Genomic DNA, 23,539 nt, shown 5'->3' with positions numbered 1-23,539 from the left:
GCATGGCCTCCAAGGCGTCGAAGCAGCTCTTCTTGTTGGATGCATGCCGCAGCACACCTCCAGAGCTGCGGAGCAAATACAAGACACCCACGCCCCCGGAGTTGCTTACGCCGAACGTGCATTCCAACCAAGGAAGTCACCAGCAAGCAGAATTGTGCGCAAGCGAGCTTGGCGCCAGCGCGTTTGGCGTAGACGACGACCCCTCGGTCTTTATGGCTTCGCTCCTGACTTCCATGAAAGGCACGGGCGCGCTCCAAAACGATGACGAAGATTGGGTCGTTGGAACTGCTTCGCTGCGTACAGGCTTGGATTGGCTTGTGAAGCGGGCATACGGCAAGGACCTTCAGAGGGTGGCATTCGGCAAGATGTCAGCCGACTTTGCGCTCCACACCGTTGTCGGCACTCCCTCTGTCGCGGTGACCGTAAAAACCAGGCCCCTGGCAAAACTTGCGGAGCTGCATTTGCAGACGGACTGTCCTCAGTACCGTCCAGTGCCCGACGGAAAGCCGTGGTATATAGACGTGCCGGCCGGCAATCGCTCGTTTTATGCCGCAGACGCCGCGAATCCAAAAGCAGTTCTCACACCACGAGCAACTCGCACCTCAGTTTCGGGTCATCTCGATTCTCTGCGGAGACGACCAATGACCACCGAACTCGTTCCCGACTTTGAAAAGGTCCGTGACTCTGATGAGCGCCGACTTGCACGCTGCTGGTGTTCATTGACGAGGCCGCAACCGATCTACCCAACCAGCACCGCCTTCGCCCCATCCACCGACTCATACGCCATCGCAAGTTCAATCTGATCGTAACGGAATTCCCTCCCGATTCGGGTCGTGAAAATAGCCCCGTCGATCACGCCCGCAAGTGCTTTCAGCGCGGCGATAAGTTTCGCCTGCTCCTTCACTGTCCGGCTTTCGAAATTGCTGAATCGCTTCATGCTCAGATTCTTCATCATGAACTGGACGGACTGAATGGACACGGGCACGGCGCCGCCCAGAAACCCGTAAAAATAGATTGTCGAATTCATCGGCAAGCTGGGGGCAATTCTCGTCAGCAAGTCGCCGCCCACGCCGTCGAATACCGCCGTCGTTCCCAGTTCGGCGGCCAGTTTGGCGAGCGTCCCGGTGAAGCCTTCGGTGGTGACGATCACGTGCTCGGCGCCCGAACGGAGCAGCGCGTCGCGCGCGGCAACGGTACGCACCAGCAAAATCGCGGGAATGTTCCGGCTGCGCGCGAGCGACGCCAGCGCCTGGCCGGTAGCCGAATTTCCGGCCGTGACGATAACGCCTTGGTGGCCCGCGTCGACGATCTCTTCAAGAAAGGCGTAAGCCGTCATGACGTTGACGAGCGAGCCGCAATAATCGCGCGCACGAACAGGGTCCGGCAAGATCAGGCAGGTCGTATAAGGCACATGTGCCCGTTCACACCAAAGTCCGACACTCTCGGGGCTTCTTTCGAGCGATCGATAGATCGCCACCTGCCTGCCCTCATACTCCACCGGAACGCCCTCGCCCACCACCACGACCCGCCCCGCTCCCGATGCCCCCCACACCGCATGCCGACCCGGCGCAGCCGCAGGACCGGCCGCGCTGGGCATCTTCAGGAACGTCTTGTCCCCATGGTTGATCGCCGAGGCATCCATGTCGATCAGCACGTGGCCGGGTGCAGGCGCATCCGGCGTCGGGACGTCGCGAACTTCGAGTTCCCGGTCAGGCGTTACACAAATTGCTTTCATCGTTCAGCTCCTTCGGTGTCGGTATGGGTGATGGCACAGCCCGTAACATAAGCAACTTCATCCATTGCCGAAACGCTGCATCAGGGCATACCATCCATTCCTCACTGGAATGAATGCCGATACCCATATGGACCGAGTGAACGCGATTCGCCTGTTTGTACGCCTTGTCGAATGCGGTAGTTTTTCCGCCGTGGCGCGCGAGGAAGGAATTGGGCAACCTGCCGTCAGCAAGCAGATCGGCGCGCTGGAACGGCATCTTGGCGCGCAGCTCGTTTTGCGGACTTCGCGACAGGTCGTGATCACCGACGCGGGACAAACCTTCTACGAGTCGGCCCGGCAACTGGTGGACGATTTCGATGCGCTGGAGTCATCCGTGGGAGAGCGTCAGCAATCGCCGCGCGGCGTGGTCCGGGTCAATACGGCTCCCGCGCATGGCCGGCTTTGCATCACGCCGCTGCTACCTGGGTTCTTCCAGCAGTACCCCGACGTCACGATCGAATTGTCGGTATCGGAGCGACAGGTCGACCTCGTTGGCGACGGAGTCGATCTGGCGGTCCGTCATGGGCGGCTGGTGGATTCGTCCCTCACCGCGAGGAAACTGTCCGAGACGGCTTTCGTGCTCGCGGCGAGCCCGCATTATCTTGAGGCTCACGGTGCGCCGACACGGCTCGAAGACCTCGACAAGCACATTTGCATCGTCTTCGCGAAAGGCCGCGAGCGTTACCCTTGGTCGTTCGAGGTCGGCAAGGAGCGGGTCGCTTACGTGCCGCACGGTTCGCTGATTACAGGCGACGCCGAGCATATTCGCGCGGCCGTGCTGTGCGGCCTCGGCATTACTCAGGCGCCGTACTGGTTAATCGCCGAAGAAATCCGCTCCGGCAAGATCGAGGTATTGCTACCCGATTTACAACCCGAGAATGTGCCGATTCACCTGGTCTATCCGGCGGGACGTCGGGTACCGATGCGGGTGAAAGTATTGATCGACTACCTCGTTTCGGCATTTACCCATTCGGAATAGAACCGCGACGCCGATGCAATGGGCAATCTAAAGTTCATGCCAGCAGCGCCGATAAACAGCTCACCCGTGTCTGAAATATCCGTGGGACGAACCTAACCGAGGGCACTGGGCAATAACGCGTCCGCGCATACAAACCACAAATAAAAGACCATGAATCAAATAAGACTTTCGAACTCAGCGCTTGCGGGTCTCACCATTGCAACACTGCTGGCGGGTTGTACTTCGCTTCCGAAAACCGATCTCGCCGCCGGCAATCGCGAAAAGCTTCACACGATCGCCATTCTCGATGTCAAGGAACCGCGCGGAGAGAGCGTGGTCAACTTCGGCGGCGCTGCCGGGGCGTTTGGCTTGATCGGCGGATTGGTGCAAGCCGGCGTCAACTCCAATCATACGAGTACGTACACGCAGCAGGTAGCGAGCCAGAAGATTTTCTTCGCCCCCGTTGTGAGCGACGGCCTGACCACTCGACTGGCCAGCAACGGCTACACGATCGTTGCGTTGCACGACCAGCACGTCAAGACATCGAGCGACGGCAAATCCGACGACTTTTCCGACATCAAGACCGACGCGGACGCCATCCTGAGCGTATGGATCACGTCGTTCGGTTATGCCTCGCCGCCTGAAACCAGCGATTTCATTCCGTGGGTGGTGGTCCGCGCTCGCCTGCTCGACTCGAAGTCCAAAGCGGACATGTACTACAAGACTTTTGCCTGCGGCTGGGACATCAAGGCCAACTCCATTCACCTCCAGGCGGAAGCCAAATATCACTATGGCAGTTTCGGTACGTTGATCGACCATTTCGACGACTCGGTCTCCGGCCTCAAGGATTGCGAGCAGGCCGTCGTCGCGGCAATCGGGCAGGATCTGACGAAGCAGCAGTAAGCGCCGTCATGAACGCGGCTACCCGCGACGATTCCGGCGTGCAGTATCGACCCGTCGGGATCGTCGCGGGCGGTCGTCGCGGGTGGTCGTCGTTAGGGTCGTCGTTACGGACGCTGGCGCAGCAAGCTCGCCCCCTACCGCGCAAACTCCCCCTTAAGCGCCGCATAAATCCGCCGATACCGCCCCAGCCGATCCTCGGCCAATGCTCGCTTCACCGCCTCGGGCTCACACACCTCGACCGTCGCCGGCGGCGTACACACCAGCCCGACACTTTCCTTCGTCACCGCCAACCGCGCCAGGCGCGCAGCGCCCAGCGCCGCCCCAACATCCCCACCGTGATGCCGTCGCATCGCGACCCCAGTCGCGGTCGCACATAGCGTCGCCCAAAACCGGCTACGCGAGCCACCGCCAATAAACGACGCCGTCTTCAGCGACGTCCCCGCGCCTTGCAATGCCGCGTACCCATCGGCCATCGCGAACGCCACGCCTTCCATCACGCTATACGCGAGATCGGCGTCGCCGTGAGCGCCCGTCAAACCCCAGAACACGCCCTTCGCATTCGCGTCGTTGTGCGGCGTGCGCTCGCCGCTCAGATACGGCAAGAACAACGGCGCCCTCTGCGCATCCGCCCTCTCCGCGCAAGCGGCCAACTCCGCCACGTCCTTCCCAAGCAGTTCCGACAACCACGCCAGACTCGACGCCGCCGACAGGATCACACTCATTTGATGCCAACGTTCCGGCAAGCAATGGCAAAACGCATGCACCGCCTGCGCGGGATTCGGCGCAAACCGGTCGGTCCCGGCGAACAACACGCCAGACGTTCCCAACGAAAGGAACGCGCTACCCGCATCGGCCACGCCCATCCCGATCGCGCTCGCCGCGTTGTCGCCCGCTCCACCGCACAGTGTCACGGGGCCCGCAATGCCCCACTCGCGCCGCAATCCGTCGTGCAACTGCGCCGCCGCGTCGCTGCCTTCAACGAGCCTCGGCATATGCTCGCGCGACAAGCCGGTCGCCGCGAGCATTCTGTCCGACCAGTCGCGCTTTGCGACATCGAGCCACAGCGTGCCCGACGCATCGGACATGTCGGACACGAACTCGCCGCTGAGCCGCCACGCCACGTAGTCCTTCGGCAGCAGCACCTTGTGCGCGGCACGAAACACGGCCGGCTCGTACTTCGACAGCCACAGCAGTTTCGGCGCCGTGAAACCCGGCATGGCGAGATTGCCGGTGATCGACCGCGATTCGGGCACCAGCGCTTCGAGTTCGACACATTCGGCAAACGCGCGGGTGTCGTTCCAGAGAATCGCCGGTCGCAACACCTGGCCCGCGCGATCGAGCAGGGTCGCGCCGTGCATCTGCCCGGACAGGCCGATGCCACGCAACGCGGCAAACGCGCCGGGATCGGCGGCCCGCACCTGCGCGATCGCGTCGAGCGTTGCATGCCACCACGCCTGCGGGCTCTGCTCGGACCAATGCGGATGAAGCTGCTCGACGTCGAGTCGCGCGCTACCGGTGGCGATCGGCGTCGACGCGTCGTCGGTGAGGAGTGTTTTTACCTCGGAGGTGCCGAGGTCGATGCCAAGGAAGGTCAAGAGTGTCGTCCTCGTGTGGGCGGCCCAACCGTCATGTCATGCAGACAGGCGCACGGTCAAGCCGCGATCATGTGTTCGTTGAGCTGATGCAGCGCGCGAAATTTCGACGGCGGCATCGCCTTCGTGGCCAGGAATTGACGATTGAAGTTCGACAGATTATTGAAGCCGACGCGATAGCAGATTTCCGTCACGCTAAGCGTGGAGCACATCAACAACTCACACGCCTCGTTGATGCGCAGCCGGTTCTGGTATTGCACAAAGGTGCAGCCAGTGTGCCGCCGGAAAAAGCGCGTGAACGTGCTGACGCTCATACCGGCGAGTTCGGCGACATCCGCTTCGCGCAATGTGCCAGGCAGGTTCTGTTGAATGTAGGAAAGCACCTGATTGATCGTCGACTGCATGTAGCGATGCGCGTTGACATCGTACGAAGGTCCCGCGAGCAATCTGCGCTCACTGCACGACGACAGACGGTCGAAGATCGACATCAACAGTTCGACGCGGCGGCAACCGTGCGAAACGGCCAGCTCCAGCATCTTCGGCGCAATCGCCAGACCCACCGCATCCGGAAACTGGATGCCGCGCGCGGCGTCGTCGATCAGGCCGACGAGGGCATGCAGTTCGGTGAACGCGGCCGCCATCCGTTCCATCGCGTCGCGCGAAAACTGCAGTACCACGTCGCGCGACGGCACGGTGTCGCCCTCGCCTACCTCGCTGATCCAGTTGTGCGGCAGATTCGGCCCGGTGATCACCAGGTTGCCCGGCGCAAAATCGCCGATGAAATCGCCGACAAAAAACTTGCCGGTCGACGCCCGGATCACGTGAATCTCATACTCCGGGTGAAAGTGCCATTTGGCCACCGTGTGCGGGTAATCGTGCGCCCACGCGCGAAACGACTCATCGTGCCGCGTGTGCACCAACTCCAGGTCTGGATTCATGCCGTGTCTCCTTCTCGCCCGTTTCGGCGCCGCGTTTTTTGTCAGTGCAAAGCCGCGCCCTGCACGCCTGTGTCCTGACGCGGTGCACTGCCGGACTTTTGCGCGGCGCGCCGTGCAACGGGCAAGGAAACGTTCTGCTCCGTGCCCGCATCGAAAACATGCAGGTCGGCGACCTTGAACTGGAACGTTACCACGCTATCGCGCTGCGGCAAGTCGCTCGCCGGTATCAGCGCGGCCATCCGTTCACCGGCGAAATCGAACGTGACAAGCGCCTCCGCGCCCAGCAGTTCGATCAGTTCGACGTTGCCGCTAAGTCTGAGCACGCCAGGTTCTTCTTCGGCAGACGCCAGCTTCAGATAGTTCGGCCGGATCCCCAGCTTCACCGCCTGACCCGGCTGCAATCCAGCGAACCGCGCACCGGCAAGCGGCCAACGCTCGCCCTGCACATCGACGAAACAGGTGTCGCCGACTCGTTCGACCACACCGGCGACGAGGTTCATCGCCGGTGTGCCGATGAAACCCGCCGCAAACAGCGTCTGCGGAAAATGGTAAAGATCGGACGGCGTACCGGCCTGTTCGATCCGCCCGCCGCGCATCAGGATCACCCGGTCGGCGAGCGTCATCGCCTCGAGTTGATCGTGCGTGACGTACACCGTGGTGGTTTTCAGGCGCTGATGCAAACGCTTGATATCGCCGCGCAGTTGCGCGCGCAACTTGGCGTCGAGATTGGACAGCGGCTCGTCGAACAGAAACACCTCGGGCGTTTTGATCATCGCGCGGGCGATCGCCGCGCGCTGCTGCTGGCCACCGGACATGGCGCGCGGTTTGCGGTCGAGCAACGCGTCGAGGTTCAGCATCGCGGCCACTTCCCGCACGCGACGATCGATCTCCGCAGCCGGCACCTTGAGACGGCGCAGACCGAACGCGACGTTGTCGTACACAGTCATGTGCGGATATAGCGCGTAGTTCTGGAACACCATCGCGACGTTGCGCTCGCGCGCCGGCAAGTCGTTCACGACCGTCGCGCCGATCGCCAGATCGCCGCCGCTGATCCCTTCGAGACCCGCGATCATGCGCAGCATGGTCGACTTGCCGCAACCGGACGGCCCGAGCAGGACGACGAACTCGCCGTCGTCGATTTCCAGATCGAGCGGATGCAGCACGGGCGGCCCGCCGTCGTAGTGTTTCGTCAGACCTTTGCAAACAATTCTGGCCATGGCTCAATCCATTTCGATCTGAATCTTGACGTCGTTGGGGTGCCCCGCCGCCGCCTCTTCGAATGCCTTGAGGCCGTCGGTGAACGCGAATTTGCGCGAGATAAACGGCTTCACGTCGATCATGCCCGAGCTGATCAGCGCCAGCGCGCGCGGGAACACGTTCGCGTAACGGAACACCGATTCGAGCCGTGCCTCTTTCGCCTGCATCGCGACGACGTCGAGCGGTACGCGATCCACCGGCATGCCGACCAGCACCGCGCAGCCACCAGGGCAAAGCAGATCGAACAGATCGTCATACACCTTCGCGTTGCCGCTCGCTTCGAACACGACGTCGGCACCCCACCCTGTGGTCACGTCCTGAACGACGTCGGTCAGCTTCCGCTCGCGGACGTTCACCGTCGTCACGGCCGGATTGCCGGCGAACAGCGCAAGCTTTTCCGCGATCACGTCCGCGAGAATGACGCGCGATGCGCCGCCCGCCAACGCGGCCAGCGCCGTCATCGCGCCGATCGTCCCCGCGCCGATCACGACCGCGACGTCGCCCGGTTTCATGGCCGCCTTCTTGGCGGCCTGCAAACCGATCGACAACGGCTCGACGATCGCGCCCTCCGCGAACGACACGTTGTCGGGCAAGCGGAACGTAAAAGCCGCCGGATGCACGACGTACGGCGTCAGGCAACCGTGAACCGGCGGCGTCGCCCAGAAACGCACGGCAGGGTCGAGGTTGTAGAGACCCCGCATCGTGGCCGGCGAATCGAATTGCGGCACACCCGGCTCCATGCATACGCGGTCGCCCACCCGCAGATGCGTGACCTCGCTGCCGGTTTCGACCACCGTTCCGGACGCTTCGTGGCCCAGCACCATCGGCGCTTCGACCTTGAAAGGACCGATGCGCCCATGCGTGTAGTAATGCACGTCGCTGCCGCACACGCCGACCGTATGAATCTTGATCCGGACATCGCGCGGCCCGACGTCGAGCGGCAGATCGATATCGCGCAGTGCGAGCTGGCGCGCTTCTTCGAGTACGAGGGCTTTCAAAACATTCTCCTTACTTGCCTTTGAGCATTGAGTTCAACAGCCGGCTCAGCACGCCGACGAAAATAATCGGCGGTAACGCGAGCAGCACCGTGGACGCGTTGATCACGCCCCACGGCACTTCCTGCCCAAGCGACGTGAACGCGGAAGCCACCACCGGCAGCGTCGCGCTTCGCGACGAGGTCAGCGCCAGCGCGATCATCAGTTCGTTCCAGACCAGCACGAAACTGAACACGATGCCGCCCATCAGCGTGGTCGCGCTGATCGGCAACGCGATGCGCCAGAACACGCCGTATGGGCCGTAGCCGTCCAGCGTGGCCGCCTCTTCGACTTCGCGTGGTAAGCGCTGGAACACCGGGATCGACAACCAGGTGATGGTGGACAGCGTGACCAGCAGATAGGTCACCACCATCGAAAGTTTGGTGTCGTACAAGCCCAGATCGACCCAGATCGCAATCAACGGAATCGCGACCGCCACCGGCGGCAAAAACCGCAACGACAGCAGAAAGAACTGAATGTCGCGCTTGCCCGGCACGTGATAACGCGCAATCACATACGCAGCCGGCACGCCGAACAACGCCCCCAGCAGCACCGCGAAGCCCACGATCGACAAACTATTGCCCAGGCCGATCAGCACCTCCGGGCTCGACACGACCTGGCGGTAGTTGTCGAGCGTCGGCGTGAAGATGAAGCGCGGCGTCGGCGTGACGATGTCGAGCAGATTTTTCAGCGAATTGAGGAACGCCCAGAAGATCGGAAACACGGCCACCAGCGCAAGCGCCACGCCGAACGACCAGGCGGCGCCGCGCGAAATCAGTCTTCCCATTTGTTCACCCGCTTCCAGATGAAAGTGAAAATCAGCGTGGTCGCCACCATCATCAGCACCGCCATACTCGACGCGTAGGACACTTTCCCGGACAAGCCGATTCCTTGCGAATACGCGTACATGTCGAGGGTTTCCGTGGTGATACCCGGTCCGCCTTTGGTCATCACGTAGACCAGATCGAACGAGCGCAGCGATTCGACCATCTTGATGAACACCAGACTCATGATCGGCACCTTCAGCATCGGCAACGCGATATACGCGTAGACCTGCCATGTGCGGGCGTAATCGAGCCGCGCCGCTTCGAGCGGTTCGGGCGGCAGCGTCTCCAGCAGCTTCAGCACGACGACCGCGAAGAACAATCCCCATTGCCAGATGTCGACGAGCGCCACCGCGTACAACGCGAGATGCGGGTCGGACAGAAAGGCCGTGTTGTCGACGCCGAGCAGCCCGAGCAACCAGCTCAGAATGCCGGTGAGCGGCGAATACATGAACTTCCAGATAAAGGCCGCCGACACGCGCGGCAACAGCACCGGCACGATCAGCAACAGCGAAATGACGCCGCGCATCCGGCCATGAATCTGTTCGAACAGGTAGATCGCGATCAGCACACCGACCGCGACGGCGCCCACCACGGTGACGATTTCCCAGATTGCCGAGACCTCGATCGAATTGACGAAGCGCCGGTCCGAGAACAGCCGCACGAAATTGCGGAACCACACGTACTCGCTGTCCGGATAGCGCAGCACGCGGTTCTTCAGCGCGAGATTGATGGCCGCGATGGTGGGCACGAGACCCAGCACCGCCATCACGGCAAGCGGCGGCCCAAGAAACACGAACGGCAGGCTGGTTTTGCCCCGATTGAACATTGATGCCTCCAACAGCGAGGTCACGCACGAAGCCTTGCTCGCGCGCCACCCCGATCCGATCTGCAGTGCCCCAGCGGCACGCGGCATGCAAGCCACGCTCAGGGGGCGGCCACGTTACTTCTTCGCGCCGTGCTCCATCGCGTCCTGCGCGTACTGCACGGCGTCGTTCAGGGTGGCCTGAACATCGGGCTGCGTGCCGGTGAATATCTCCTCGAGTGCAATGCCGAGGTTGTCGCCGATATCGGGCCACTGCGGGCTCGACCAGATCGTGACCTTGGTGACCGGATTGGTGTCGTTCAGCCCGGCGAGAATCTGCGGCTTGACGTGCTTCTGGAAGTAATCGCTCTTGATCGTGCTGGTGCGGTTGTAATCGCTAAACACGTTGTCGCGCAAGCGGGCCTGTTCCTGGTCCTTGCCGGTCGCCCAGGCAATGAATTTACCGGCGGCCTGGCGCGTGCATTCGTCCTTGGCGCCCACCGACGAAATCGCCAGACCGTGACCATAGGCTGCGGACGGCAACGGCGCAGGCGGTCTGACGTAGCCCACCTTGTCCGCCACGCTCGACTTGGTCGGGTCTTCCATCCAGTCGGCGAACGGCGTCGATTCGATCATGAACGCCACCTTGCCGGAACGGAACGCTTCGAGCGCGTTGCTCCAGTCGTAAGTGGCCGCGCCGGGAGGCGCGTATTTGAACAGGTCGCGATACAGCAACGTGGCCTTCACCGCGTCCGGCGAATTGAAGGCGGCCGCCTGATTCTTGTCGGTCCACGTGCCGCCTTCGGCGAGCATGAACGGCGCCCAGCGCCATACGTTCATGCCCGAGCCGCGTTGCCCGCGTGCCACCCAGCCGTACATGTTTGGCGGCGCATTGAGCTTCTTGATGTCGGCGACGAGTTCGTCGAGCGTTTTCGGCACCGGAAGATGCGCCTTCTCCAGCAGGTCGCGGCGATAGAACAGGAAGTCGCCGCCGCCGATCAGCGGCGCAAAATAAGCGACGCCTTTATAGCTCGCCACCGCGCGCCGGCCCGGCAGGAAGTCGTCGTAATCGGCGTCTTTCGGGTAGTACTTCAGCAGCGGGACGACCCAGCCGGCCGAGGCAAACTCGGCGACGTTCGCTTCGTCGACGTAGTAGATCTGATAGGAACCCGCGCCCGTGGACGCATCCAGGCGCGATTTGGAGCGCCGGTCGTTTTCGCCAAAGTAATTGATTTCGACTTTGGTGCCGCTGCGCTTTTCATAATCGGGCAGCGACTTCTCCATGACCGTCAGGCCGAGGCTCTTTTGCGCCAGCACCTTGAGCACGGGAACGTTGCAAGTCTGCGCCGTCGCCAGCACGGGAAGGCTCGCGCCCACCACCGCGCACGCTGTCAACCATTGAATGGATTTCACGCTTGTCTCCGCTTTTTGAATGTTCTTTGGCATCGCCGTACGGGTGCTGCATTGGGCAGCAGAGCCTGCGTACGGTGATGAGAACTGTAGTGGCCGGGGCCCACGGCCAGCCACTGCAAAAGGCGGAAAGCGCCGATACTTTTTGCGCGCACATTGGATGCGCTGCACAAAATGCGTCAGTGAGGGAAGCGGCTTTGGTGCGAGAGCGAGGCGTGGGTCTTTCGAACCACAACGAATACAGCGAGACCTACAGCAGACCCGCGTAATGCACCGCGACGAACAACGCGGCGCCGCCCGCGATCAGCACGATCGCGTTGATGCGCGTTTTCATCACGAGCACGGTGGCGCCCGCCGCAGTGAGCCAGGCGATCCAGCCGCCGTCGAGTTCCTTCATCAGCACGTAGACCGCCGCGAGTATCAGACCCGCCGCGACCGGCCGCAAACCGGCCTGCAACGCGTTCAGCCAGCGCGCGCCTTCATGCCGGTTCCACACATGCACCACGCCGTACATCAGGAACGCGGTCGGCCCGAACAGGGCCAGCGTCGCGACGAGTGCGCCACCGGAACCGCCGACCTGCCAGCCGATCAAGGTTGCCAGCAACGACGCCGGTCCCGGCGCGAGTCGCGCAATCGCGAAGTCGCTGAGGAACTGCGCGTGCGTCATCCAGTGATGCACGTCGACCACTTGCCGCTGAACCTCGGCGATGATGCCCTGCCCGCCGCCGACCGTGACGATGGAAAGCGGAGCGAAGACGGCGAACAGGGCGGCTAGATTTCTGGACACGGGATAGCGCTGAATGAAAGTGGACGGACGCCCGTTACTGCTGCTGCGCTGGTGACGAACGGAGATATTCGTAGCCGACGCTCAGCGCGCCGGCAATCAACACGGTCCATACGAGCGACACGCGGAACAACGCCGCCGCCGCGAAGGTAGCGATCAGCACGAGGTACGGAAACAGCCGGCGCGGCAGTCGGCGGGCCGCCGTGATCGCCATGCTCAGCGACAGACCGATGGCCGCTGCCGCCGCGCCGGCCAGCGCGATATGCGTGAGCGGCAGATAGGCGATCGCGGAAAAGAACACGCCGAGCAGCACGATCGTCACCGCCGGCGGGAACACGATGCCGCAAAAGCCGGCAACCGCGCCGCGCCAGCCCAGCAGGCGATAGCCGATCCAGATGGCCAGATTCTTGACGTTGACGCCCGGCAGCGCCTGCGACAACGCGAGGCCGTCGAGGAATTCCTCTTCGGTCAGCCACTGCCGATCCTGCACGAATTCGCGCATAAACCAGCCGCTCAGGCCGCCGCCGAAACTCGTCAGGCCGATGCGGGTAAAAATCAGGAAGAGCCCGAGCGTGCTCACCTCGCCGGACGATGGGCCTGTGCGTGACGCGAGACCGTTTCGCTTCGCGGCCGGGTTGTCCGTTTCATGCCGGTCTGTCTCGTCTGTGCCCTTGGCCAAGGTCTTCTCCCTACGCGCTGTGCAAGGCGGGTGAAAGTTAAAAAGACGTCGTTGCCTCCCAACGACGCGAATGGATTGAATCATATCCGCACATGCTCGCCCGCAGGGCTGCAAGCGCGCAAATTGGATTCTGGGCATGGGCGCCGCCAAGCCCGTTAAAATCGCGGGAATGCGAGTCTGAATCCACGGGGCCAAACCCGTGGGTGCAAACCCATCAACTCACCCGGAGATCGAAGTCTTGCGTGTAGGCCGCCCCGTCAAAGCCCTTCCCCAACCCGATTGCGATTACTGCGGCACGCGTGCCGTGCTCGCGCGCAGCGGGGACGAGAGCTATCCGTATCGCGACGATCACGGCCCGGTGTGGATCTGCGCCGCGTGTCAGGCGTGGATCGGCATTCACGCGCGCAGTACGCGCAACGTGCCGCTGGGGCGGCTCGCCGACGCCGCGCTGCGCGACGCCAAAAGCCGCCTGCACGATGTGCTCGAGCCGCTGGTCGCGGGCAAGATCCGGCGTGACCAGGTGAATCCGTTCGAAGCGCGCGCGAAGGCAATCCGCTGGGTGGCCGAACAACTCGGGTTCGATCCGCTGCCGGCGTCGATCCATCACCTGTCGCTGGAACAATGCGAGCAGGCGATCGCTCATGTCGAGGTTTTCATCGCGCAACGCCGCAGCGGGGCGCCGGACGAGCGCGGTTAAGCGGGCTAAAGCAGCGGGCTAAAGCAGCGAGCCAAAGCAGCAAGTCCAGACACCAGATCCACGCCGACTCAAACCGCGTCTCCCGTCGAATTCTCGCGCTGCATGCCCGCCTCGCGCGCCGTGCGTTGCCCGCGTTCCTCCCGGTCGGCCTGCAACACCCGCCGCCCGGTACGCGTACCGAGAACCAGCAGGATCGCCAGCACGCCGGTGCCGAACAGGTAGCTCGGCGGAATGAAGCGCGCGTCGGTGAAGTGCGCCACCAGCGAGATATAAAACGGCGCCAGCCCGCCGAACAGCATGACCGACGTGTTATACGAAATGGCCACGCCGGTAGAGCGCCCCTGCACGGTGAAAATCTTCACCAGCATCCCCGGATGCGCGGCGCCCTGCAGCGTCAGGAACAGAATGCCGATCAGTCGCACGACCATGAGACTGCTCTCGGTGGGCTCGGCCAGCAGGTACGCGAACAGTGGAAACACGCAGACCAGCCAGCCCGCGATAAAGAAGAAAAACAGCCGGTACGCGCCGACCCGATCCGCCAGCAGGCCGAACACCGGCGACAGCACGCACATCACGATGCTCGTGACGAACACCCCTTGCAGCGACGAACTCAACGACAGATGCAACTGCATCTGCGCATAGGTCGGCAAATACGCATTCCACACGTAGTTCAGCGAGGTGCCGGCGATCATCACGCCCATCGCGCACACCACGGCGTCGCCGTTATCACGCACAAAGTCGCGCATCCGTTCGCGCACCGGCGCCCGCGCCGCGGGGCGCGCCTGCATGCGATGAAACTCGTCCGACTCGTCGACGTGATGGCGGATATAGAAGCCGATCGGTCCGACCAGCGCGCCGATCAAGAACGGCACGCGCCAACCCCAGGCCGTCAGATCCGCATGCGACAGATGTTTCGACAGCAGGAAACTGCACCCTGACGACAGCATCGCCGCGACCCCGATCGACAGCATATTGAAGCTGCCGTAAAACATCTTGCGCCCGGGCGGCGCGACTTCGTAAATCGTCACCGACGACAGCGCGAACTGCGCACCCACCGCAAAGCCCTGCACCAGACGGCCGACCACCACCAGCAGCGGCGCGAGCAGCCCCAGGGTCGCATACCCCGGTGTCAGCCCCAGGATCAGCGAGCCCATCGACATCAGGACCATGATCCACGACAGCACCCGGACCCGTCCGACGCGATCCGCCGCCATGCCCATCAGCACACCGCCGAGCGGACGCACCAGGAAGCCGACCGCGAACGTCGCGAAGGTCAGCAGCAACGCCCCGCTGCGATCGACGGTAGGAAAAAACACCCGCGCGATCATGCTCGAAAAATACGAGTACACCATGAAGTCGAACCACTCGAACGTGCCGCCGATCACGGTCGATACGATGGTTTTCCAGAGCTTTCCGGCGTCGCTTGGGGTGGGCATGGGTCTAACCTCCGGCTCGCAGCATGCGCAACGCCTGCGCGAAGAAATCCTGAACCACGTCGACGACCTGCATGCCGTTGTGGGCGATATTGGCCAGCTCGTCGAAGCGCACGCGCACGCCGGCGGCTTCGAACGACGCCTTCAGCGTACGCAAGCGTTCCGGACGTGTGGCGCCCGCGTCGTTGATACCCGGCAGATACATCGCACTATCTTCGGGCACCGTGATTTCCCAGGTCTCCAGATCCGCCCGGCCGACGATCATCTGCACCGGCACACGCTGCAAGGCGGCCAGATCGAACGGCTTGCCGAAGTGGCGCTCGAAACCGCCCAGGCCTAACCACCAGTCTTTCGAATGATCCAGCACGGTCACATTGCCCGGCGCGCCGATCGACACCGCCCACAGCCGCTCCGGATGCGCGTACGCAAAGCGGTTCACGTACTGCCCGCCGCCCGAATAGCCGAACAGCGCGAACCGCTCGAAGCGTTTGCCATACCGCTCACCCACTTCGCCGACCATGTCGAGCAGCACCTGGTCGTAGCGGATATCGCCGTCGATCAAGCGCTTGAAGCCGTTCCGATCACCGTCGCCGCGCACGCCCACCGGAAACAGCGGGCACAGCACGATGCAGCGGTTCCAGCGGCCGAACGGCGCGAACGCGTCGCGGTATTGCGTGAACTGGCGGCCGGTGCCATGCATCGCGACCACCAGTTGCACGTCGTTGCCGGGCGTCATGACTTCAGGCGGCACGTACAGCACGTAGGGAAAGCGCGCGTCGTGACGGCTCGCGTAGACGGTGGTCGACCCCAGGTCGTAGAGCGCCTGCGCTTTTTCATGACCGGGTGCGGAGCGCTTTTCTGCATCGAACATCTGTCATTCCTTTTTAACTAATTCAGAACCTGCCGCGCGAACCGATACCGCTCAAGCCACCTCGGCGAGCGGCTCGTGGTGCAGGCTGTAACGCGTGAAAACGCGATTCAGCGCGGGCATCGGCGCGACATCCATTTCGCCCGCGGCGGGCTGCATGACGATCATCGCGACCGTCGCCGTCAGGTTGTGGCGCGTGCCCGGACGCGGCGGACGGCACACCGAATACGGCGTGCCGAAGGCGTCGAACAGCGCGGCCTTGACGGCGTCGCGGTCCACCTTCGGCGTGGCGTTCAGCAGTTGACGCACGCGCCAGTCGCGGTAGTAGCTGTCCGGCGAACTCTCGCAACCGGTGTCCAGCAACTTGGTGCGCGCCACCGGGCTGACCCAGTGGTTCGCGTGCACGATCAGTTGATCGTCGCCCGGATAGATCGGGAACGCCTCGTTCGGCGCGCATTCGAAGTCGATGCCGAAGCCCTCGGCCATCCCCAGCATGATGTTGTTCGAACACGATTTCGGCGTGGTGGCGATCACCCGCAACGCGTTCGAAAACACCGGTTCTTCCAGCACGCGGCGGCGCAGCAGCGACAACGGCACGCCCATCTGCATGAAGTCGCGCTCGGACTCCAGATAGTTCGCGGTGATCGACACGCCCGCCGCATTGAGCCCGCTGCGGGCGAGGCCACCCGCTTCGACGAAGGTCAGAAAGTCGGGGCCGTCGTCGTTACGCACCCGCAAGACGATGCCGGTGTCGACACAATCGGCCTTCCAGTCCCAGTTCTGCGCATGAATCAATTGCCCGTTCGACGAACGCGAGGGCAGCACCAGCACGCCCGTGCAACCGTCTTCGTCGTCGGCTTGCAGGGCCATTTCGGCGCGCGCTTTGGCCAGCACCTCGGTGCGGGCGTTGATCATCACGATGTCTTCGAACGGCACGTCCGCGCCTTCGGCGATGCCGCGCATTTCGTCCAGATAGGCCGGCTGGAATTCGCCGATCACCTGTTCGAGCGAGCGGATCAAGGCCGTTTGCGACGCCTCGCTATAGCCGAGATTGCGCAGCGTCTGACCGTAACGGGACGCGCTCAGGCGCACCCGCGCCGCAGCCGCGCGGCCGTATTGCACGCCGCGCGCGTGCGGCGTGCCGGACACGCTGATAAAGGGAAACTGCGAAAACTGCTGGTTTTGCGACATGTTGGGTTTCCTCGCCCTGGCTGCCAACGACGCCGCCACGCGGCTTGCGACCCCGCGCTGACGACATCGATTCGATTTATGACAGATCGATTCTCATGAGCCACAAATAAAATAAAAAGCGTTATTTTCTTTACCGAAAGGAAAGAATTTTTTTGTTTCGTGCGATCATCGGGCTTAGGCGAATGAAGAGAATTCGTGCTCCGCGCGCACGTCCCAAAGGCCTTTGAGGAGAATCCGGCATGAGTGAAATTCGAATGCTGCGCACGTTTCTCGCCATCGAGAAACACGGCACGATGGCGGCCGCCGCAGACCGCATCGCGCTGACGCATGCGGCGGTCGGCGCGCAAATGCGTACGCTGGAGCGGGTGTGCGAGCGGCAACTGTTCGACCGCAGCGGGCGCAGCATCCAGTTGAACGACGCCGGCCGCTCGATCATCGAACAGGCGCGCGCGGTGGTGGCCGCGTACGACTCGCTGTTGCGCGGCGTAGCGGACGAACTCAGCGTGGAAGGCTCGATCACGATCGGCTCGACGGTGTCGTCGATGGGCTTTCTGGCCGCCAACGTGATCCGGCTGAAGGTCTCGTATCCACGTCTGAAGGTACGCCTCGCGCACGGCGACAGCGCCCAACTGGCGCGCCAGGTGCGGGCGGGGGAAATCGACGCGGCGGTGATCGTCAGCGAACCGCGCGTGACCACCTTGCCCGAGTTATGGGAACGTCTTTACGACGAGCCGCTGGTGCTGCTGGTCAATCCCGCGAGCGCGCCGGACGACGCAACGGTGAGCACCTTGCTCAAGCGTCTGCCGTTTATCGGCTTCGAGACGTCGTCGCTGACCGGCACGCATGTCACGAGCCTGCTGCGGCGCTTGCGCGTCGACGTCAAGCCGATTCTGGAAATGAATTCGATCGCCGCGATTGCCGATCTGGTCCGGCAGAACGTGGGCGCGTCGATCGTGCCGCGTCTGCGGCATGCCGCGTGGGACGACGACCCGCTGTTGTCGGTCAGGCCGATTCCGGGCACGGCGTGGCGCCGGCACATCGGCTGGTATGAGTTTGGGCGGCAGCCGCTGGCGACCGCGATCGTGAAGAATCAGTTGCTCGCGGCGCTGGCGGAGTGAGTGTGAGGGCGTGTTTTTAGCGGTGTTTCGTAACGCGCACCGCTCCCCGCCCGGAAGCCCGTCGACTCAAAACGATTCGTTGAACGGCCGCAGATCGATTTCCTGCGACCACGCCGTGCGCCCCTGCTGATGCAAATGCCAATAAGCGTCGGCGATTTCGTCGGGGTTGAGCAGACCGTCCGGGCCACGCTCGGCAACCCGCTGCGGCGCGGACGTGCGCAGACGTTCGCCGTCGATCCCGCCATCCACCACCACATGCGCCACGTGAATATTGCGCGGACCGAATTCGCGCGCGAGACTTTGCGTGAGCGAACGCAAGCCGGCTTTGGCGGACGCGAATGCGGCAAACGGCGGACGGCCGCGCAGCGCCGCCGTCGCGCCGGTGAATAGCAGCGAGCCGCGACCGGCTGCGAGCAACGGCTCCAATGCCGCACGGGCAAACAGAAAGCCGCCTAGCGTCGTGACGCGCCAGGCCGCCTCGAATTGTTCCGCGCTGAGTTCGAGCGTCGGTGCACGGGTCGCGCCTGCCGCGTTGAAAATCGCAACTTCAAGCGTGCCGTGCTTTGCGAGTTGCCGTGCGATCGCATTCAGATCGCGCTCACTGGTGACGTCGCCGGGAAACGCCTGCGCTTGCCCGCCCGCCGCGCGAATCTCGTCGACGACGATCGCAAGACGCTCGTGCGAGCGGCCCGTCACCGCCACGCTGAAACCTTCGCGTGCAAATCGACGCGCCAGCGCCGCGCCGAGTCCGGCGCTCGCCCCCACACCCGCGATCCACGCAAGACGCGCGTGCGCCGGGTTCGATACGACCGTTTCACTCATGATGTTCTCCATTCAGGCGCGGTGATATAGAGACGCGTCAAAGCGACCAGACGAAGCTGACGCGACATCGGCACGCTTCAACGAATCGAGGCAGATCGCGCCAGTGTAATCGCGCTGCGCCGAGCTTGCTGTCACATCACGCCGCGCGCCATTTCGCATCCGACACGATCAGCTTCTTCGGAATCAGCTTCAACTCGCTGAACGTATCGGCGATCTGTTGCTGGTAATCGAGCGTGGCGGCGTTGATGGGTTGCACGCCGAAACTGGCGCGATTCAACGCGAGTTCGAGCGTCGGCGCGTCGAGTCCGACGAGCGGCGACAACTGGTTCGCGGCCGCCGGAATATGATCGCGGCTCCACTTGTCGACCTGATCGAGTTCGGCCAGCAGTTCGCGCAGCAACTGCGGCTGCGCGTCGGCGAATTTGCGCGCGGCGACGTAGTACTGCGTGTTGCGCACGAGCCCTTCGCCATCGACGATCACGCGCGCGTTGGCCTGCCGTTCGACCGCGGCGAGATACGGGTCCCAGATCACCCAGGCGTCGATACTGTTCTGCACGAAGGCGGCGCGCGCGTCGGCCGGCGTCAGATAGACCGGCTGGATGTCGGTGTACGACAGGCCCGCGTGCTGCAAGGCCTTGACCAGCAAATAATGAACGTTCGAACCGCGGTTCAGCGCGACCTTCTTGCCGCGCAGATCCGCGACCGAGCGAATCGGCGAGTCGTGCGGCACGACGATCGCTTCGCCCTTCGGCGCGGGCGCCTCGTTGGCGAGATAGACAAAGTCGACCCCGGCGGCCTGCGCGAAGATCGGCGGCGTTTCGCCCACCGTGCCCACGTCCACCGCGCCCGCGTTCAGACCTTCGAGAAGTTGCGGACCGGCGGGGAACTCAAGCCACTGCACCGACGCGCCCTGCGCGGCGAGACGCCTTTCCAGCGAGCCGCGTGCCTTGAGCACGACGAAGTTGCCGTATTTCTGAAAGCCGATGCGCAAGGTTTTACCGTTGGACGGCGTTTGCGCCCGCGCCTGTTGCGAGGGCAGCAGCGTGCCCGCGGCGAAACTCGCCACGCCGGCGGCGGCGGCTTTCAGAAGCGTGCGCCGGCGCGGGTCGCTAAGGTCACGCGGGTCGCTCAAGTCGATGAGAGCCGGGGTGTCGGTGTGAAACGGGTCGCGGGATGTCATACGCTGGCCAGTAGAGAGGTGGACGCTAAACCGCTGAAGTTAGCGGCTCGCACCGCGCCGGGCAACCAAGCAAAGTTCATAAGGTTATGCACCGTTGCCCCGCCTGCTGGCAAAACGTTCATGCCATGCAAAAAACGCCGTCAGGTGGCCACCAAAGCAGCCACCTGACGGCGTCGACACGGCCCCGTCAGAGCGAAGAACCGCGAAGCCTGAAACGCCAGCCGTCAGCGTCGCGACGAAAGCCGCCGCACCACCGACACCAGCGCATCGACCTCGTCGCAGGTGTTGTAGAACGCGAGCGAGGGCCGCACGGTCGCCTCCACGCCGAAGCGTCGCAGGATCGGCTGCGCGCAATGATGCCCCGAGCGCACGGCGATGCCCTCCTCGTTCAACGCCTGACCGACTTCTTCGGTCTCATAGCCCTTCAACACGAACGACAGCACGCTGGCCTTGTCGCGCGCCGTGCCGATCAGACGCACGCCCGGCACCGGTTGCAGCACGCTCGTCGCATACGCCAGCAGATCGTGTTCGTAGCGCGCGATATTCTCGATGCCCACCCGCAGCACGTAGTCGATCGCCGCGCCCAGACCGACCGCGTCGGCGATATTGCCGGTGCCGGCTTCGAAACGGTTCGGCGGCGGCTGGAACACCGTGCGCTCGAAGGTGACGTCGGCGATCATGTTGCCGCCGCCTTGCCACGGCGGCATGTCCTCCAGGATCGCGCGCTTGCCGTACACCACGCCGATACCGGTCGGACCGAACAGCTTGTGCCCCGAGAACACGAAAAAGTCCGCGTCCAGCGCCTGCACATCCACCCGCATATGCGACACCGACTGCGCGCCGTCGACCAGCGCCTTGGCCCCCGCGCGATGCGCGAGCTCGACGATTTCCTTCACCGGCACCACCGTGCCCAGCGCGTTCGACACCTGCGTGACCGAGACGATCCGGGTCCGGTCGTTGAGCAAACGCCGGTATTCGTCGAGCAGTACCTGGCCGTTGTCGTCGACCGGAATCACGCGCAGTTTCGCACCGGTTTGCGCGGCAAGCTGCTGCCACGGCACGATGTTCGCGTGATGCTCCAGATGCGAGACGATGATCTCGTCGCCCTCGCCCACGTGCTTCACGCCCCACGTTTTGGCGATCAGATTGATCGCCTCGGTGGTGCCGCGCACGAAGACGATTTCCTCCGGCGACGCCGCGCCGATGAAACGCTGCACCTTGCTGCGTGCCGCTTCGTACGCGTCGGTGGCGCGGCCGGCGAGCGCATGCGCCGCGCGGTGAATATTCGAGTTCTCGTGCGCATAAAAATACGCGAGCCGGTCGATCACCGCCTGCGGCTTGTGCGTGGTGGCGGCATTGTCGAACCACACCAACTGACGGCCGTTGACACGCTCCTGCAGAATCGGGAAGTCGCGCCGGATCGCATTCACGTCGAACGGCGGGTGGGCAGACAGTCCCGCATGCGGCACGTCGTCCGCGGCAGCCGGTCCACGCGAGGCTTCGCTCAGATCGAGAAAGTAATGCGAGCCACCCGCAGGCGACGTTGCCGTGCCGGCCGGCACTGACGGCGACGCCCCCGGCCGGTCGTACGGAAAACGCTGCCCGGCGAGCGGTTGATCGACGGCGGGCAGACCGAAGGCCTGCCCGCTGACCTCTTGCCAGCCCGGCACGACGATCTCCGGCGACGCGACATGCGAGCCGCGCGCCTGTTCAGCCTCGCCAACAAAATAAAACGGCGAGGCCGAAGCCGGCGAAGCAGACGCAGCCGACGAAGCTGACGAAAGCGGCGCACCGCCCACCGACGGCCGCTGCGCCCCGTGCCCTTCCGGCACGCCCAACGTGGCGCCGCCGAAGCGCGGATCGAGTGCGGGCGCAACCGTCACGACGCTATCGGGCAAGCCGTTCTGCGCCACCGCGTGCGGCGCGAGAGCCGGCGCGCGGTTACCCAGCGACAGCACCTGGGTCGGTGCCGAGGGCAGCAGGTTGCCGCCCGGCAGATGCCCCTGCGGCAACGCCGCGCCCGGCACCCCGGTGCCCGTGCCGCCCGGCCCCGCGAGCGGCGAACCGGCAGGCGCCGGATTGCCGATCTCGCTGGTGACCGGCGCCGTGAGCGGCAACGTGCCCGCCACGCCGGGCACACCGCCCGCCTGCGCGGACTGCCCCGGCAGCGCCGCGAAGAACGCATTGGCGAGCGAGGCCAGCACGGCCGGATCGGGCAAGCCCGCCGGCGGACCGCTCGGCACGTCGTGCGGCAGGACGCTCTCCATGGGCTTACTTGTAGGTGTCTGGGTAGTCATGGTACTTGCCGATCTCCACGTCATCGAGCACTGCCAGCGCGTCCGGCGAATGCACCGCCAGCGAGCAATAGAGCGAGATCAGATACGACGCGATCGCGTGGTTGTTGATGCCCATGAAGCGAACCGACAGCCCCGGACCCTGCTCGCCGGCGACACCCGGCTGGAACAGACCGACCACGCCCTGGCGCTTGTCGCCGACGCGCAGCAGCAGAATCTTGGTTTTGCCGTCGGCGACCGGCACCTTGTCCGACGGAATCAGCGGAATGCCGCGCCACGTCAGGAACTGCGAGCCGAACAGGCTCACGGTCGGCGGCGGCACGCCGCGGCGGGTGCATTCGCGGCCGAACGCGGCGATCGCGAGCGGATGCGTCAGGAAGAACGCCGGCTCTTTCCAGACCCGGGTCAGCAGTTCGTCGAGATCGTCGGGCGTCGGCGCGCCGGTCAGCGGAAACACGCGCTGTTCTTCCGCCACGTTGGCGAGCAGGCCGTAGTCCGGATTGTTGATCAACTGGCTTTCCTGCAACTCCTTGATCGTCTCGATCGTGAGGCGCAGTTGTTCCTTGATCTGATCGTGCGGGCTGCTGTACAGATCCGAGATGCGCGTATGCACGTCGAGCACCGTGCTGACCGCATTCAGGAAGTATTCGCGCGGCTGCTCTTCATACGGCACGAAGGTGCGCGGCAGGATGCTCTCGTCTTCGCGCGCGGTGCAGGCGGCTTTCACGGCTTCCGGATTCTTCACCTGATTCAGGCGATAGATACCGGCCTCGACCGGCAGCCATTGCAACAGATGCGTGAGCCAGCGCGGCGTGATCGTGGCGAGTTGCGGAACGGTTTTAGTGGCATTGGCTAGTTGCCTTGCTGCGGTATCGCCGAGCGCCGTCAGGCCGCCCACGGTTGCTGTCATCTGGAAGAGCTCCGGGTTTGATAGAAGAAAAACGGGAAAGCTTATGAACGAAAGCGATTATCGGGAGC

General features: G+C 63.6%; 21 protein-coding genes. 4 read left to right on the top strand and 17 right to left on the bottom strand.

The window, feature by feature from the left end:
* Positions 1-739: 739 nt before the first annotated feature.
* Positions 740-1,735: a zinc-binding dehydrogenase gene (locus BX591_RS08550; RefSeq protein WP_111930212.1), complete on the bottom strand. Its 996-nt coding sequence runs from the start codon at positions 1,733-1,735 to the stop codon at positions 740-742.
* A gap of 64 nt (positions 1,736-1,799) precedes the next feature.
* Here BX591_RS08550 and BX591_RS08545 point away from each other — a divergent pair, with 64 nt between their 5' ends.
* Both BX591_RS08545 and BX591_RS08540 read left to right on the top strand, forming a co-directional pair.
* Positions 1,800-2,753, top strand: coding sequence for a LysR family transcriptional regulator (locus tag BX591_RS08545; RefSeq protein WP_244146878.1), 954 nt, complete (start codon positions 1,800-1,802; stop codon positions 2,751-2,753).
* 150 nt (positions 2,754-2,903) lie between these two features.
* On the top strand, positions 2,904-3,635 hold the full coding sequence (locus tag BX591_RS08540) for a hypothetical protein (RefSeq protein ID WP_244146877.1): 732 nt from the start codon (positions 2,904-2,906) through the stop codon (positions 3,633-3,635).
* 134 nt (positions 3,636-3,769) lie between these two features.
* On the opposite strand, the gene xylB is transcribed toward BX591_RS08540, so the two are convergent.
* The 9 genes from xylB to BX591_RS08495 all read right to left on the bottom strand — a co-directional run bounded on the left by xylB (position 3,770) and on the right by BX591_RS08495 (position 12,859).
* Positions 3,770-5,230: a xylulokinase gene (gene xylB, locus BX591_RS08535; RefSeq protein ID WP_111930210.1), complete on the bottom strand. Its 1,461-nt coding sequence runs from the start codon at positions 5,228-5,230 to the stop codon at positions 3,770-3,772.
* A gap of 56 nt (positions 5,231-5,286) precedes the next feature.
* Positions 5,287-6,165: an AraC family transcriptional regulator gene (locus tag BX591_RS08530; RefSeq protein WP_111930209.1), complete on the bottom strand. Its 879-nt coding sequence runs from the start codon at positions 6,163-6,165 to the stop codon at positions 5,287-5,289.
* Between the two features lie 41 nt (positions 6,166-6,206).
* A complete protein-coding gene (locus tag BX591_RS08525) occupies positions 6,207-7,382 on the bottom strand; it encodes an ABC transporter ATP-binding protein (protein ID WP_111930208.1) in 1,176 nt (391 codons plus the stop codon).
* 3 nt (positions 7,383-7,385) lie between these two features.
* A complete protein-coding gene (locus BX591_RS08520; protein ID WP_111930207.1) occupies positions 7,386-8,420 on the bottom strand; it encodes an NAD(P)-dependent alcohol dehydrogenase in 1,035 nt (344 codons plus the stop codon).
* Positions 8,421-8,430: 10 nt separating this feature from the next.
* Positions 8,431-9,243 (bottom strand): carbohydrate ABC transporter permease, encoded by an 813-nt coding sequence (locus BX591_RS08515; protein ID WP_111930206.1) that lies wholly within the window; start codon positions 9,241-9,243, stop codon positions 8,431-8,433.
* Positions 9,231-10,109: a carbohydrate ABC transporter permease gene (locus tag BX591_RS08510; protein WP_111930205.1), complete on the bottom strand. Its 879-nt coding sequence runs from the start codon at positions 10,107-10,109 to the stop codon at positions 9,231-9,233. The genes BX591_RS08515 and BX591_RS08510 overlap by 13 nt, the downstream gene beginning before the upstream one ends.
* A 114-nt stretch (positions 10,110-10,223) precedes the next feature.
* Positions 10,224-11,531, bottom strand: coding sequence for an ABC transporter substrate-binding protein (locus BX591_RS08505; protein WP_111930204.1), 1,308 nt, complete (start codon positions 11,529-11,531; stop codon positions 10,224-10,226).
* A 214-nt stretch (positions 11,532-11,745) separates the two neighbouring features.
* Positions 11,746-12,282 carry a chromate transporter gene (locus tag BX591_RS08500; protein ID WP_111930203.1) on the bottom strand — a complete coding sequence of 179 codons (537 nt, stop codon included), beginning with the start codon at positions 12,280-12,282 and terminating at the stop codon, positions 11,746-11,748.
* Positions 12,283-12,316: 34 nt separating this feature from the next.
* Positions 12,317-12,859 carry a chromate transporter gene (locus BX591_RS08495; protein ID WP_176343029.1) on the bottom strand — a complete coding sequence of 181 codons (543 nt, stop codon included), beginning with the start codon at positions 12,857-12,859 and terminating at the stop codon, positions 12,317-12,319.
* Between the two features lie 337 nt (positions 12,860-13,196).
* On the opposite strand from BX591_RS08495, the gene BX591_RS08490 reads away from it, so the two are divergent.
* The gene (locus BX591_RS08490; protein ID WP_111930201.1) at positions 13,197-13,655 is read left to right on the top strand and encodes a zinc-finger-containing protein; all 459 of its coding nucleotides are present in this window, start codon (positions 13,197-13,199) and stop codon (positions 13,653-13,655) included.
* 68 nt (positions 13,656-13,723) lie between these two features.
* Here the strand turns inward: BX591_RS08490 and BX591_RS08485 are convergent, their stop codons facing one another.
* The 3 genes from BX591_RS08485 to BX591_RS08475 form a co-directional block, all read right to left on the bottom strand.
* Positions 13,724-15,091: an MFS transporter gene (locus BX591_RS08485; protein WP_111930200.1), complete on the bottom strand. Its 1,368-nt coding sequence runs from the start codon at positions 15,089-15,091 to the stop codon at positions 13,724-13,726.
* 4 nt (positions 15,092-15,095) lie between these two features.
* Positions 15,096-15,848, bottom strand: a complete 753-nt coding sequence (locus BX591_RS08480) for an alpha/beta hydrolase (protein ID WP_111930298.1) — start codon at positions 15,846-15,848, stop codon at positions 15,096-15,098.
* 162 nt (positions 15,849-16,010) lie between these two features.
* On the bottom strand, positions 16,011-17,147 hold the full coding sequence (locus BX591_RS08475; protein ID WP_111930199.1) for a C45 family autoproteolytic acyltransferase/hydrolase: 1,137 nt from the start codon (positions 17,145-17,147) through the stop codon (positions 16,011-16,013).
* Positions 17,148-17,386: 239 nt separating this feature from the next.
* Between BX591_RS08475 and BX591_RS08470 the strand changes: the two genes are divergently transcribed.
* Complete coding sequence (locus tag BX591_RS08470) at positions 17,387-18,265, top strand: LysR family transcriptional regulator (RefSeq protein WP_244146876.1); 879 nt, start codon at positions 17,387-17,389, stop codon at positions 18,263-18,265.
* A 66-nt stretch (positions 18,266-18,331) separates the two neighbouring features.
* Here BX591_RS08470 and BX591_RS08465 read toward each other — a convergent pair whose 3' ends face one another.
* The 4 genes from BX591_RS08465 to BX591_RS08450 all read right to left on the bottom strand — a co-directional run bounded on the left by BX591_RS08465 (position 18,332) and on the right by BX591_RS08450 (position 23,471).
* Complete coding sequence (locus BX591_RS08465) at positions 18,332-19,087, bottom strand: SDR family NAD(P)-dependent oxidoreductase (RefSeq protein WP_111930197.1); 756 nt, start codon at positions 19,085-19,087, stop codon at positions 18,332-18,334.
* Positions 19,088-19,223: 136 nt separating this feature from the next.
* Positions 19,224-20,267 (bottom strand): sulfonate ABC transporter substrate-binding protein, encoded by a 1,044-nt coding sequence (locus tag BX591_RS08460; RefSeq protein WP_111930196.1) that lies wholly within the window; start codon positions 20,265-20,267, stop codon positions 19,224-19,226.
* 224 nt (positions 20,268-20,491) lie between these two features.
* Positions 20,492-22,564, bottom strand: a complete 2,073-nt coding sequence (locus BX591_RS08455) for a family 2A encapsulin nanocompartment cargo protein cysteine desulfurase (protein WP_111930195.1) — start codon at positions 22,562-22,564, stop codon at positions 20,492-20,494.
* Positions 22,539-23,471, bottom strand: a complete 933-nt coding sequence (locus tag BX591_RS08450) for a family 2A encapsulin nanocompartment shell protein (protein WP_025495879.1) — start codon at positions 23,469-23,471, stop codon at positions 22,539-22,541. The genes BX591_RS08455 and BX591_RS08450 overlap by 26 nt, the downstream gene beginning before the upstream one ends.
* Between the last annotated feature and the right edge of the window lie 68 nt (positions 23,472-23,539).

The sequence above is a fragment of the Paraburkholderia bryophila genome (assembly GCF_003269035.1).
GTDB classification, from domain to species: domain Bacteria; phylum Pseudomonadota; class Gammaproteobacteria; order Burkholderiales; family Burkholderiaceae; genus Paraburkholderia; species Paraburkholderia bryophila.
This window is presented reverse-complemented; position numbering and strand designations above follow the sequence as displayed.